Genomic DNA, 12420 nt, shown 5'->3' on the forward strand with positions numbered 1-12420 from the left:
AGTCTGCACCCTCAGCCTGCCAGCGGCTCGCGCGCCGTGTGCCCCGCGCCACCGCCGTCGACGAGCACACCGGCCGCCTGCAGATCGCGCATGAAGTTATCGCGCCACACCGACACGTTGTTCTCGCGCAGCCTCGCCATCATGTCCCGATAGCGCGACTGACGCTCGGCGAGCGGCATCGATAAACCCTTTGCCAGCGCCTCGGCCATCCCGTCGATATCCACCGGGTTGACGATCAGCGCGCCGTCCAGCTCCTGCGCCGCGCCCGCAAAGCGCGACAGCACCAGCACGCCCGGATCCTCGGGATCCTGTGCCGACACGTACTCCTTGGCAACGAGGTTCATGCCGTCGCGCAACGGCGTCACGAAGCCAACGTGCGCGGTGCGAAACAGCGCCGCCAGCACCGGCCGCTCATACTGACGATGAATGTAGAGAATCGGCGCCCAGTCGAGTTCGGCAAAACGGCCGTTGATGCGTCCCGACTCGCCTTCGAGTTGCAAGCGGATGTCCTGATAGGCGTTCAGATCGGCGCGCGTCGGCGGAGCGATCTGCAGGAACGATACCTTGTTGCGCTGCGCGGGCGCATGTTCGAGCAGCCGCTCAAAAGCACGAAACCGCTCCACCAGTCCTTTCGAATAGTCGAGCCGGTCGACGCTCATGATCAGCTTGCGCGAATGCAGCGTGGCCTTCATCGTGCGCACCGGCTTGCCGCGCTCGCCGGCCTTTGCGAGTTCGGCGATCTCATCCGGATAGACGCCGATCGGATACGCCGACGCCTTCAAGGTCCGGCCGAAAGCCTGCACGACACTCGGCCCTTCGGCCGGCACGTCGACCGTGCCGTTCGCCTCGTTGACGATGTAATCGCAAAACGCCCGCAGGTCGGGGGCGGTCTGGAAACCGAGCAGGTCGAACGAGCAGAGCGCTTCGACCAGTTCGCGGTGCGGCGGCACCGCCAGCAGCACCTGGGAGGCCGGAAACGGGATATGCAGAAAGAAGCCGATGCGGTTCTTCACGCCGGCCGCGCGCAAGGCCTGCGCGAACGGAATCAGGTGGTAGTCGTGCACCCAGATGACATCGTCCGCGCGCAGCAACGGCACAAGCTGCTGGGCAAGCCAGGTATTGACGCGGCAATAGCCGCCGAAGTCGTGCCGGTCGTACTGCAACAGATCCGCGCGGTAGTGGAACGCCGGCCACAAGGTGGCGTTCGAAAAGCCGCGGTAGTACTGATCGTAGTCGCGCCGCATCAGCGGGATGGTGGCGAAGGTCACCGGGCCGCGCTCTTCCACGCTGATCTGCGGCTGCCCGGAGGCGAGCACCTCGCCGCTCCAGCCGAACCACATGCCGCCGGTTTCCTTCAGCGCATCGTAGACGCCGACCGCCAGACCGCCGGCCGCCGGCCCCCCTTCCGAGATCGGCGCGACCCGGTTCGATACGATAATCAGTCGACTCATGAAGCGCGGTTTCCGTGCAGAAGAACGTTCGGAACGAAGCGGGACGCAGCGCGCATCATGCGCGGCGCGCGGCGGTGACGATGCCGTCGAGCCACGCGAGCAAGGCGCCGACCGAGTCGAGCCGCGAGCGCGCGATGGTGTCTCCAGGGCCGACCTTGATCGACACGCCACCACGCTCGTTGACGACCGCAAAGCCCTTTTCGTCGGTCAGGTCGTCGCCGGCGAACACCGGCCGGCGGCCGGTGAACGGCGGCTCGTCCAGAAAGGCCCGCACGGCGCGTCCCTTGTCGACATCTTTCGGTTTGATCTCGTAGACCATCTTGCCGGGCTGCAGCACATAGGCGCCCGGATAGTCGGCCACCAGCCGCCCGGTGACCGTGCGCGCCAGCGGCTCGCGATCCGGCGCGTTGCGGTAGTGCAGCGCGAGCGCCGCACCCTTGATTTCGAGCAGCATGCCGGGGTTCGCATTGACGACCTCGGCCAGCACCTGCTCCATGCGCAACAGGCGCTCGTCGTGAAAGCCGATCCTTTGCGTGTCGCCGTTCGCATCGCGCCGCTCCGCGCCGTGCAGCCCGGCGATGGGCAGATCGGGCATGCCGAGGAACGCATCGATACTGTCGATGCCGCGGCCCGACACGACCGCCACCGCACCGTTGGTCAGGCGGCGCAGCTCGGTCAGCAGCGTGATGACCTCGGGTTGCACCAGCACACCGTCCGGTGTGGGGGCCAGTTCGACGAGAGTGCCGTCGAAATCGAAGAAAAATGCCGTCTCGCTCGGAGACAGAACAGCCGGAAGTGCTTGCATCGGTTTATCTTGCCTTTCAGCCGCTCGCAGCCGCAAAAGTGTGCGCATCTTACCGCGCATCCCGCTATTTTTCGGGAAAGTAAGCCTGAGTGCAACGCCAGCATGGGAATCCGCCCGCGCCGCACAGGAATTCCGTGCAAAAACCGCACGATGCGTCTTCAGACGCCTTTCACGCCACTGCGTCAAATCGCCCTGTCATGCCGGCCTTCAGCGGTGGCATATGACGGTGCGCGCCAATTTGCGATAAAGTCCCAGCCACGCTGACGGGTCCGCACGCGTGCCGGCACAACAAGGTGTCAAACGCCATTGCGAGCCAGCACGCGGTATTGGCGACATCGCTACGCCGCCAAACGCGACGTCTTAAATCGAGTCATGGATGCCCGCTTTGTTCCCCAGAATTTCACCTCAGAGAGTGCAACGGGATCCCGCGTCGCGCGGCACGCGTGGCCCAATGCGGCTCGCGCGGCGCCTGCAGCGGGCTGCGCTGCCGGGGCTGTTCGCGCTCGCCAGCGCATTGGTGCTGGGCCTGTTCGCCGGGTGTACGCATAAGGAAGAGCCCTGGCACCTGACAAACGTGACCGGCCACTTGCCCGATCTCGACTTCTCGCTCACCGGCGACGACGGCAAGCCAATGACCGGCGAAGCATTCAGGGGCGACACCGCGCTCGTTTACTTCGGCTACACGCACTGCCCGGACGTCTGCCCCGAAACCATGGCGCGCCTGATGCAGGTGCTCGCCAGGCTTGGCCCGCAGGCGCAAAAGGTGCGCATCCTGTTCATCACCGTCGACCCCGCGCGCGACACGCCCAAGGCGCTGCACGACTACGTCGGCGCCTTCGACGCAGAGCACGCCATGGGACTGACCGGCAGCGACCGGCAGATCGAGACGCTCGCGCGCCACTATCGCGTCGCCTATCAGATGGAGAAGCGCGACCCGAACGGCAGCTACGAAGTGACGCACAGCTCGGCCGTCTACGTCTTCGATGCGCAAGGCCACGCGCGGCTGCTCGCCACCGATCACGATTCGCCCGACGCGATCGCTGCCGATCTGCGTCGTATCATTGAAGACCATTCCTGACGATTCGCGAGTTCGGGCCACGCTTCGTGCCGGCTTCCCCTCCTCCTGACCTCTCCCTGACTTTGCGTTCATGAACCTCAAGATCAAATCGCTCGCTGCACTGGGCTGTGCGCTCACCCTCTCCTTCGGCGGCGCCGCCAGCGCCCAGGCGGCCGGCACGGCGGCCGTCAGCGCCCAGCATGCATGGATCCGCTGGCTACCGAACAACCTGCCCGCCGCCGGGTACGTGACGCTCGTCAACTCAAGCGACAAACCGATCGACCTTACCGACATTTCGAGCGACGACTACCAGGGTGCGATGCTGCACCAGACGGTATCGAACGGCTCGACGCAACAGATGGTGATGGCCGACAGGCTGACCGTGCCGGCGCACGGCCAGGTCTCGATCGCACCCGGCGGCTACCACATCATGCTGGAGCATGCGCAACACAAGGTTGCGCCCGGCGACACCGTGCATCTGAAGCTGCAATTCTCGGACGGCGAAACGCTGGACACGCCGTTCGCCGTCAAATCGCCCGCGCAGACCAACTGACGCCGCACGATGAACCTGCTTTACTGGCTCGACCCTTGGGAGCCGTCGCCGAGCGTCGTGATCGCCGTGCTGGTCACGGCGATCCTCTTTGCGCGTGGTGCGCACAAGGCGAAGGTCTCGCTGCGCCGGCACATTTCCTTCTGGTTCGGGCTGGGCGCGCTGTATGTCGCACTGCATACGAGGCTCGACTATTTTTTCGAGCATGAGTTTTTCATGCACCGCGCGCAGCATCTGGTGCTGCATCATCTCGGGCCGTTCTTCATTGCGCTGTCGTATCCGGGCGCCGCGCTGCGCGCCGGCGTGCCGTTCGCGTGGCGTCAGCGCTTCGTGCGGCCGGCGTTAGAGGCGGCGCCCGTGCGCAAGGTGATGGACGTGCTGCTGCATCCGGTGGTGGCCGTCGGCCTGTTCGTCGGCCTGATCTATTTCTGGCTGCTCTCGCCGATTCATTTCGTCGCGATGCTCGATGCACGGCTGTATCGCGTGATGAACTGGAGCATGGTGATCGACGGCCTGATGTTCTGGTGGCTCGTGCTCGACTCGCGCCCGGCGCCGCCCGCCCGGCTCTCGCCCGGCCGCCGGGTGCTGATCGTGATCGCTGCGATTCCGCCGCAGATCGTGCTCGGCGCTTTCATCTTCTTTACGCCGCGCGAGTTGTATCCGATCTACTCGATCTGCGGACGCGCGTTCACCTGGTTGAGCCCGATGCGCGACCAGCAGATTGGCGGCTTGTTGCTGTGGATTCCGGGTTCGATGATGAGCGTCGTCGGCGCGCTGATCGCCATGCGCCACTGGATGCGGCTTTCCGCGCGCGGACGCTTGCGTGACAAGCGTCAGGCCGCGCGCATCCAGACGTGCGGAATGCCGTCTTCATCGTGCACGTCCGAGATCGGCAGGAAACCGAACGCGCCATAGAAGCCCTGCAAATGGGCCTGAGCATGCAGGCGCATCGGGACGCCGGGCCACTGCTGCGCGATGTGCGTCACGGCGCGCTCCAGCATCTTGTTGCCGAGCCCCATGCCGCGGAAAGCCGCGGTGGTCAACACGCGGCCGATGCGGATGTCGGGATCGGTGTCGTCAGGCAGCAGCACGCGCAGGTAACCCGCCAGCTTCGGGCCGCCGTCGCCCGGGCCGAACGCGAACAGATGCCAGGCTTGTGTATCGAGGCCGTCGATATCGCCGTAGACGCAATTCTGCTCGACCACGAATACCTGGCTGCGTGCGGCCAGCATCGCGTAGACCTCGGCGGTCGTCAGGTCATCGAAGAATTTCCAGCGCCAGTCAAACGACGGCTCTTGCCTGCTGGTGGCGTGCTGCGGCTCGTTCATGAGAAAACGCGTCAATAGAAGGACGCCCATGCGGGTGACGGTTGCAGAATTATGCCGCGAATGCTGCGCGTGAGCATAGCGCGCCCGGGTCGCCAACACGATCTGGTCTATGACGACCCCAAAGTACCGAACGGTCTGCCGATAGGCTACACGGCGGGCTCCACGGCGTGCCGCAGCCGTTCGATCAGATTGCCCGCGCCGTGCAAATGCAGCGCGCCGACCACCACCAACGTGCGCGCCGGCGTATCGAGCATTTCCCGCACGCGCGGCGCCCAGGCGGCGTTGCGCGCATCGAGGATCGCGTTGCGCATGCCGGGCAAGCTGAACATCGGCGCTTCGGCTGCCACGGTATAGACCGCCTGAAGATCGCGCTGCAGCCACGCCGACTGCATGCGTTCGAGCGTGCGTTGGGGCCCGCTCAGATCGGCGAGCAGCATTTCCAGCCCGCTGCAGATCGTCGGCAACGGAATCGATTCGAGCGAGGCCACCACCTCCTGCGCGGTCTCCAGAAAACGGTAGGGTTTCGCTTGCGCATCGCACGCCCTGAGCAACCGCGGCTCGACGCCCTCCACTACCCGCTGGCACAGCGTCGGCGCCGCCATCATGACAGCCCATGGCCGCAGTTCACCGAGCGGCGCCAACGCGCCAGCGGAAGGCCAGGACGCGTCGAGCCGGCTCCATACCTCGGGCGCGAGGGCGTGCTCGATCGATTGACCACCGTCGAGCTTCAGGAACGGCAAGATAGCCTGAGCATCGGATTCGAAGACGAGCGTCTGCGCCCACTCGAACGCTTGCGATACCCAGCCGGGCATGCGCGGACTGGTAGCGGAGAACAGATGCATTGAGCCAAGCACCCTGACCTGGGTGCCGGTGAGCTGAAAGTACATGGAGAGAGAATCGCTGGCTCGGGGGACGACTGACAGTATTTCATAGGCAAGGCAAGACGGGCGAGCGTTGCTGCCGGTTCGCTTGCGCCCGCTCTGGCGCGCTGGCCAGGTCCCTGTGTTCGAGATGGCCAAACGCCCCGCGCAGTGCCGGTTGCGACAACAACGGGACGCGTGAGAACGCCTGTGGCGGACAAAACGAATGCACTATGGCGCCAGTAGCGCGAGCGATAGACGCCCACCGGCTACGAAAGCATCTTGCAAGGAAACGGGCGTCAAGCTACGCGTCGAAATGCCGATATCAGGTTTATACGTAGGCGCGCTTCGCAGCCCTACTTGCAAAACGCACTCGGTCGCGCGTCGCCGCGAGGCTACCCCCGGAGACCAGTTTGAGTTTGAATCGACCGCCCATCATCTGGCGCGCGATAGCTTTCGTGACGATCGTCTGCTTGTCGCTGGTTGTGCTCGACGGCTGGCGGAGCTGGAACGCGCGCGCGGTACAGCTTGGCGAGATGAACGTTGCTACCGCGAATCTCGCCCGCGCGATGGCGCAGCAAGCCGATGACACCTTCAGGGAAGCGGACACGGCACTGCTCGGTCTGGTCGAGCGCGTGGAAGTCGACGGAACCAGCCCCGCCGCCCTGCGGCGGCTGCGCGGCATCCTGTTGATGCGCCGGCAGCAGTTGCCGCAGCTCGACGGCCTGTTCATCTACGACGCGAACGGCAACTGGCTCACCAACACCACCTCGACCCCGCTGAACCAGTTCAATAATGCGGATCGCGAATACTTCATCTTTCATAAACAGCACCGCGACGCGGGTCCGCACATCGGCATGCCGATCATCAGCCGGTCGAGCGGTAACTGGGTGATTCCGGTTTCGCGACGCATCGACAATGCCGACGGCAGTTTTGGCGGCGTGGTGCTGGCCACCGTCAATATCGCGTTTTTCAAGCGCTTCTACGATACGCTGCAGATCGGCAAGGCGGGAGCGGTCGCGCTCGTACTGAATAACGGCACCATGCTGGTACGGCGACCCTTCGATACGAAACTGGTTGGCGCCAGCATGCTAAAAACCCAGTTATACCGGTCCTACATGACGCGTGGGCCGGTCGGCACGGCCTTCATCAAATCCGCGCAGGACGGCGTCACCCGGCTCAACAGCTACCGCAATCTGCAGGACTACCCGGTCTTCGTGGCCGCGGCGTTGTCGAAGGACGAGATCCTGCACGAATGGTGGCGCGACACCATCTGGCATTCGGCGGGCGTGCTGTGCCTGGTCGTTGTAGTGGCATTGTCCGGCTGGCATCTGGTCCGGCAAATCGGGCTACGCACCCTGGCCGAGGCGGAACTGATCAAGGCGCGCGACTCGCTCGAGAAGCTCAACCGGACCCTCGAAATGCTGGCGATGCAAGATGACTTGACGGGCCTTGCGAACCGCCGCCAGTTCGGCGTCACCTTGCACAACGAATTCAGCCACGCCATGCGTCACGGAAACGAGCTGGCGTTGATCATGATCGACGTCGATTGCTTCAAGCAATACAACGATACCTACGGACATGCCGCCGGAGATGAGTGCCTGCGGACGATCAGCCGGCTGATCCGCAACCTCGCCGCACGCCGTCCGCGCGACCTCGCCGCACGCTATGGCGGCGAAGAGATTGCCGTGCTGCTGCCGGATACAGGCATCAAGGATGCGGTTGCTGTCGCGGAGACGATTCGCGATGCCATCCGTGAGCTGGGCATCGAGCATCGGGGCAGCCCGGCAGGCGTCGTCACGATCAGCGCCGGAGTCGAGGCGCGCGTGCCGATCAGAGGCGCAGACGATCCGACCAGACTGATCCAGGCCGCCGACAAGGCATTGTACGAGGCGAAACGCGAAGGACGGAATCGGGTGGTAGCGGCAAGCAAGGGCATGGTTCATTAGCCAGCTTCTGCGGCGGCGTTTCTGATGAGCGTGCGGCATGCGGTTCCCGGCGGCCTCCCAGCTCTGCAGCTATCCTCAGCCGTCCGTCGAAACCGTCACAGTCTCCCACGCAAGGATCTCGTCCTCCAATGCCGACAACTTGCCTCGCACGAGCCCGAGTGCATCGCTGCCGAGCAAAAGATGCGCGGGCGGGCAGTCGGCGGCAATCGCCGCGAGCATCGCGCGCGCAGCTTTCCTGGGATCCCCCAGTTGCTGGCCGCTTTTCTCCTCGCGAGCTTTGCGGATGGGGTCGAAGATCTGGTCGTAATCCGGGATCGAGCGGGGCGTGCGCGTCATCGAGCGGCCAGCCCAGTCGGTGCGGAATGAACCCGGCGCCACGGCTGTCACGGCAATACCGAAAGGCTTGACCTCTTTGCCGAGAGATTCGGAGATGCCTTCAAGCGCGAATTTGCTCCCGCAGTAATAAGCGATTCCCGGCATCGTGATGTGACCGCCCATCGAGGTGATATTCAGAATGTGGCCGCGTCGGCGCCCACGCATGAAGGGCAAGACGGCCTTCATCATGGCGACCGCGCCAAATACATTCACATCGAACTGTCGACGCATCTCCGACAAAGGCGATTCTTCCATGATGCCTTCGTGGCCATAGCCGGCATTGTTGACCAGGACATCGATGGGTCCCACGCTCGCCTCGATTTCCGACACGACGCCGTCGATGGCGTCGAAGTCGGTCACGTCAAGGACACGTCCAAAAGCGGCATGCTCAGACAGAGACTCGAAATCACGCTGTCCCTGCACACTTCTCACGGTACCGACAACCTTGTGACCCACCGCAAGCGCCTCTTGTGCGAGCGCGCGGCCAAAGCCGCTGCTGACGCCAGTGATGAGCAGAGTTTTGCTGGATGCCATTGAAGCACTCTCCCGAATGTTGTTTGGAAAGTGCATACTAGTCTGACGAGTGAGGCCAATGAAGGCCAGTTTAGCTATTTTTCTTGCATAAAACTATGAGAACGAAGCATGCCGTTATTCAGCATCCGGACCTGTCCTCTCGAAGCCAGCAACGCATGGTTGCCCTGCTGCGCGCATTGGCTCCCGATGAGGGCTACAACCTGACGGCACTGCCGAGCGTCCGCATCCTGCGTTCGAACCGGGCGCTGTCGCGCACACCGGTTCTGTACGATCCCGGCATCGTGATCGTTTGCCAAGGCCGTAAGCGAGGTTACTTCGGCGACCAGCTCTATCTGTACGATGAACATCACTACCTCGCCGTATCCGTGCCCGTACCGTTCAGCATGGAAACCGACGCAACGCCGGAGCGCCCGCTGCTCGCACTGTATCTGCACCTCGATTTCACCATGGCCGCCGAGCTGGCCGCGCAAATCGACCGCGAAGGCGTAACGGAACGCGTACAAGCGCCTCAGAGCATGATGTCGACGCCGATGGACGACGCAATGCAAGCGTCCGTGTTGCGCTTCCTCGAGGCAATGCACCGGCCGCTCGAAGCCGCTGTGTTGGGCACGGGCCTGCTGCGCGAACTGTATTTCCGTGTGCTCACAGGAGCCCAAGGTAGCTCGATGCGTGAAGCTTTGGCAATGCGAGGACAGTTCGGCCGGATAGGCAAATCGCTCCGCCTTATCCATGCCAGCTACGCGCAGCCCCTCGACGTCACGCAACTGGCCGAAGAAGCGGGCATGAGCATTCCGAGTTTCCACAGTCACTTCAAGGCGATCACACAGGTGTCGCCGATGCAGTACGTGAAGTCGACGCGTCTGCATCAGGCTCGCCTGTTGATGGTGCGCCAGGAGCTGACCGCGGAAGCAGCGGGCCACGCCGTGGGTTACACGAGCCCGTCGCAGTTCAGCAGGGAATTCAAGCGTCTATTTGGCTTGACGCCGGCAGCGGAGACGAAGCGTATGCGCGAGAGCTTCGCCGTCCCGGCAGCATTCGCCGATGCGACTTATGTTTCGTCGCACTGAGTTTGGTGCGTTTCGTTTTGACTGTAACGTTATGGCATCGCGAAGGTGCGGCCACGTGAGCGACAACCGAGCGCTGGCACTGAAGCAAACGGCGGATTCGGAATCGGGAGCGGACATGATTCGGCGAATTGATGCCCGTGCATGCTTGATATCTAGGCGAACGGTAGCGGGCCGCCGAAGTCGCCTATATAGCAGAGGTGCGATACCGCACTGCCTGCATCATCGCCCCAGCAATGCAGCATGAAGGCAGGCGGTTCGAGATATGAGGCTGGATCCGCGTCTGGTTTGAGGCGTAGCGCAATCTGCGTGGTCGTACTGGGACATGTCAATACCGGTACCGCTCCGAGGCGCGTCTGCATCGAACGATGAACGTGTCCCGCAATGATGCGGTCGATATTGGAGAAGCGGGACAGCAGATCGCTCAAGCGGCCGACCTCTCGCATCCCATATAAGTCGAGATAGGGTATGCCTGTGCTGAAGGGTGGATGATGCATTGCGACGACCACGCGTCTGCCTGCATTTGCGACGAGTTCGCGTTCGAGCCAGCTTAGCGACGCGTCACTCAGCTCCCCGTGGTGAAGGCCGGGCACCGTTGTGTCGAGAGCAATGACCCGAACCGCACCGACGTCGATGCCAAAGTTCAGTTCGCCTTTCTGAGGTAGCCACTGCTGATCGCCGAAGGCTTTGCAAAGGTGAACCCGATCGTCGTGATTACCAGGCATCACCGCATATGGATGCCTTAACGGTGCCAGCAAATGACGCAGCATCTCATATTCTTCGGGCGATCCCTCGTCAGTAAGATCGCCGGTGATCAGGACGAGGTGGGGCTCAGGGTCCAGACGGTTGAGCGTTTCGACCGCTCTCGCGAACATCGTGTTGGAGTCGACCAGATCCTGATAGAGCTGGCCTCGAGGCCGAACATGAATATCTGAAACCTGTGCGATTACCGTCACGGCTCATCCCGGTTGATTGATCAGTTCTTCTATAACCCCATCGACGTCACAGCAAGATTAAGTGATCAAAAATCGCTTACGGGAGTGGGATATCCTTGTGCAGCGCAGATCGGACATTCGTCGCCTTCTTAGTGCAACCGGCAACGACAAGCGCGCTTGAGCGGCGACAAAATTTGCACTTCCTCCTTGCCGGCCTGTCACAGTGGTCGCCCTTGTCGATCGGCGAGGCAGGAATGGAATGCGGACAACTTCATGCTGTCCGCACGGAATGGCGCGAAAAAAAGAAAAGCCCCGACAAGTCGGGGCTTTTCTTTAACTTCTGGAGGCGCGAGCCGGAGTCGAACCGGCCTACACGGCTTTGCAGGCCGCTGCATAACCGCTTTGCTATCGCGCCGTAAGCGGACTGCTGAAACCGTGGCAACAAGTTGCTTGTACAACGGATTCGCAGATTTGTTCGATGGCCGGTCGGTCCACCAAACAAAAAGGGAAGCTTTGCTTCCCCGAATGTCTGGAGCGGGAGACGAGTCTCGAACTCGCGACCTCAACCTTGGCAAGGTTGCGCTCTACCAACTGAGCTACTCCCGCATGGTCCTGCTAACAACGTTCTGCCAGTGCTCTACTAGCCGACTTCTACATCACGCAAAACGCTGCTTCAAAAATCTGGAGCGGGAGACGAGTCTCGAACTCGCGACCTCAACCTTGGCAAGGTTGCGCTCTACCAACTGAGCTACTCCCGCGTTTTGCTGCTTACTTCTCAGCTACTTACCTGTACTGCGCTCCGGCAGTTCAGAACTGCGTGCATCGGAGAAACGAGATTATGTATAAACCGCTGAAACGTGTCAACCCCTTTCACGCAGGTCTTTTACGGAACAGTTTTCGCTCACAAGATCCCGCCTCGTTCACGAATCTGCGGCCACGCGAGCTTCATATAGTAGAGCATCGACCAGATCGTCAGGAACGCGGCCAGCAAGATCAGCCACATGCCCCACACGCGCGTGTCCATAGCGACGCCCGGTGCGAGCGGCAGCGGGCCGTAGAACAGCAGCATCGGAATCGCGACCATCTGGCACGCGGTCTTGAACTTGCCCAACGAATTCACAGCGACGCTCTTCGAGGCGCCGATCTGCGCCATCCATTCGCGCAGCGCCGAGATCGCGATCTCGCGGCCCACGATCACCAGCGCGATCGCCGAATCGAGCCGCGTCAGTTGAACCAGCACCAGCAGCGCGGCCGTCACCATCAGCTTGTCGGCTACCGGATCGAGAAACGCGCCAAACGCAGAGGTCTGGTTCCACCTGCGGGCCAGGTAGCCATCGAACCAGTCCGTCAGGGCAGCCAGGATGAAAATTGTCGCGGCTGCCAGATTGCGATGCGCGGGGCTCATCATCATGTCGGGCAAGTAGAACACGCCGACGACGAGCGGAATCAGAACAATCCGCAGCCACGTCAGGAAAATCGGGAAATTAAACGGCATGGGCAGGCGCAGCGTCT

General features: G+C 62.5%; 12 protein-coding genes and 3 tRNA genes. 5 read left to right on the forward strand and 10 right to left on the reverse strand.

The features are described 5' to 3' along the window. Positions 1 to 11 precede the first annotated feature (11 nt). Positions 12 to 1451 (reverse strand): alpha,alpha-trehalose-phosphate synthase (UDP-forming), encoded by a 1440-nt coding sequence (otsA, locus tag AC1ECK_RS13020; protein ID WP_480319627.1) that lies wholly within the window; start codon positions 1449 to 1451, stop codon positions 12 to 14. Between the two features lie 55 nt (positions 1452 to 1506). Beyond that, a complete protein-coding gene (gene otsB, locus AC1ECK_RS13025) occupies positions 1507 to 2256 on the reverse strand; it encodes a trehalose-phosphatase (protein WP_480319629.1) in 750 nt (249 codons plus the stop codon). Between the two features lie 451 nt (positions 2257 to 2707). Here otsB and AC1ECK_RS13030 point away from each other — a divergent pair, with 451 nt between their 5' ends. From AC1ECK_RS13030 to AC1ECK_RS13040, 3 genes are all read left to right on the forward strand, one after another. Next, positions 2708 to 3334, forward strand: coding sequence for an SCO family protein (locus AC1ECK_RS13030; protein WP_480319631.1), 627 nt, complete (start codon positions 2708 to 2710; stop codon positions 3332 to 3334). A 70-nt stretch (positions 3335 to 3404) separates the two neighbouring features. Continuing rightward, positions 3405 to 3866 (forward strand): copper chaperone PCu(A)C, encoded by a 462-nt coding sequence (locus AC1ECK_RS13035; RefSeq protein WP_480319633.1) that lies wholly within the window; start codon positions 3405 to 3407, stop codon positions 3864 to 3866. 9 nt (positions 3867 to 3875) lie between these two features. Continuing rightward, a complete protein-coding gene (locus AC1ECK_RS13040) occupies positions 3876 to 4778 on the forward strand; it encodes a cytochrome c oxidase assembly protein (RefSeq protein WP_480319635.1) in 903 nt (300 codons plus the stop codon). On the opposite strand, the gene AC1ECK_RS13045 is transcribed toward AC1ECK_RS13040, so the two are convergent. Together AC1ECK_RS13045 and AC1ECK_RS13050 are read right to left on the reverse strand one after the other, a co-directional pair. Next, positions 4697 to 5191 (reverse strand): GNAT family N-acetyltransferase, encoded by a 495-nt coding sequence (locus AC1ECK_RS13045; protein WP_480319637.1) that lies wholly within the window; start codon positions 5189 to 5191, stop codon positions 4697 to 4699. The two genes, AC1ECK_RS13040 and AC1ECK_RS13045, sit on opposite strands and share 82 nt — an antisense overlap. Before the next feature lie 146 nt (positions 5192 to 5337). Beyond that, complete coding sequence (locus tag AC1ECK_RS13050; RefSeq protein WP_480319639.1) at positions 5338 to 6078, reverse strand: TraB/GumN family protein; 741 nt, start codon at positions 6076 to 6078, stop codon at positions 5338 to 5340. Positions 6079 to 6464: 386 nt separating this feature from the next. Between AC1ECK_RS13050 and AC1ECK_RS13055 the strand changes: the two genes are divergently transcribed. Then, a complete protein-coding gene (locus AC1ECK_RS13055) occupies positions 6465 to 8000 on the forward strand; it encodes a sensor domain-containing diguanylate cyclase (protein WP_480319642.1) in 1536 nt (511 codons plus the stop codon). Between the two features lie 75 nt (positions 8001 to 8075). On the opposite strand, the gene AC1ECK_RS13060 is transcribed toward AC1ECK_RS13055, so the two are convergent. Beyond that, complete coding sequence (locus AC1ECK_RS13060; protein WP_480319644.1) at positions 8076 to 8909, reverse strand: oxidoreductase; 834 nt, start codon at positions 8907 to 8909, stop codon at positions 8076 to 8078. A 95-nt stretch (positions 8910 to 9004) separates the two neighbouring features. Between AC1ECK_RS13060 and AC1ECK_RS13065 the strand changes: the two genes are divergently transcribed. Next, positions 9005 to 9976 carry an AraC family transcriptional regulator gene (locus tag AC1ECK_RS13065; protein WP_480319646.1) on the forward strand — a complete coding sequence of 324 codons (972 nt, stop codon included), beginning with the start codon at positions 9005 to 9007 and terminating at the stop codon, positions 9974 to 9976. Between the two features lie 152 nt (positions 9977 to 10128). Here AC1ECK_RS13065 and AC1ECK_RS13070 read toward each other — a convergent pair whose 3' ends face one another. From AC1ECK_RS13070 to pgsA, 5 genes are all read right to left on the reverse strand, one after another. Continuing rightward, complete coding sequence (locus AC1ECK_RS13070) at positions 10129 to 10929, reverse strand: phosphodiesterase (RefSeq protein ID WP_480319648.1); 801 nt, start codon at positions 10927 to 10929, stop codon at positions 10129 to 10131. 320 nt (positions 10930 to 11249) lie between these two features. After that, positions 11250 to 11323: transfer RNA gene (locus AC1ECK_RS13075), tRNA-Cys, on the reverse strand. Between the two features lie 115 nt (positions 11324 to 11438). Next, positions 11439 to 11514 (reverse strand) — tRNA-Gly (locus tag AC1ECK_RS13080). Between the two features lie 76 nt (positions 11515 to 11590). Further along, a tRNA-Gly gene (locus tag AC1ECK_RS13085) sits at positions 11591 to 11666 on the reverse strand. A gap of 143 nt (positions 11667 to 11809) precedes the next feature. After that, entirely contained in the window at positions 11810 to 12403 is a 594-nt protein-coding gene (gene pgsA / locus AC1ECK_RS13090) for a CDP-diacylglycerol--glycerol-3-phosphate 3-phosphatidyltransferase (protein ID WP_480319650.1), read from the reverse strand. Positions 12404 to 12420: the final 17 nt, after the last annotated feature.

It is taken from the genome of Paraburkholderia sp. SSBN10T, assembly GCF_056619545.1.

Coding starts and splice junctions, on each gene's coding strand:
- AC1ECK_RS13030 (WP_480319631.1), top strand. CDS start 2,708: ATGCGGCTCGCGCGGCGCCTGCAGCGGGCTGCGCTGCCGGGGCTGTTC.
- AC1ECK_RS13065 (WP_480319646.1), top strand. CDS start 9,005: ATGAGAACGAAGCATGCCGTTATTCAGCATCCGGACCTGTCCTCTCGA.
- AC1ECK_RS13035 (WP_480319633.1), top strand. CDS start 3,405: ATGAACCTCAAGATCAAATCGCTCGCTGCACTGGGCTGTGCGCTCACC.
- otsA (WP_480319627.1), bottom strand. CDS start 1,451: ATGAGTCGACTGATTATCGTATCGAACCGGGTCGCGCCGATCTCGGAA.
- AC1ECK_RS13040 (WP_480319635.1), top strand. CDS start 3,876: ATGAACCTGCTTTACTGGCTCGACCCTTGGGAGCCGTCGCCGAGCGTC.
- otsB (WP_480319629.1), bottom strand. CDS start 2,256: ATGCAAGCACTTCCGGCTGTTCTGTCTCCGAGCGAGACGGCATTTTTC.
- AC1ECK_RS13050 (WP_480319639.1), bottom strand. CDS start 6,078: ATGTACTTTCAGCTCACCGGCACCCAGGTCAGGGTGCTTGGCTCAATG.
- pgsA (WP_480319650.1), bottom strand. CDS start 12,403: ATGCCGTTTAATTTCCCGATTTTCCTGACGTGGCTGCGGATTGTTCTG.
- AC1ECK_RS13045 (WP_480319637.1), bottom strand. CDS start 5,191: ATGAACGAGCCGCAGCACGCCACCAGCAGGCAAGAGCCGTCGTTTGAC.
- AC1ECK_RS13060 (WP_480319644.1), bottom strand. CDS start 8,909: ATGGCATCCAGCAAAACTCTGCTCATCACTGGCGTCAGCAGCGGCTTT.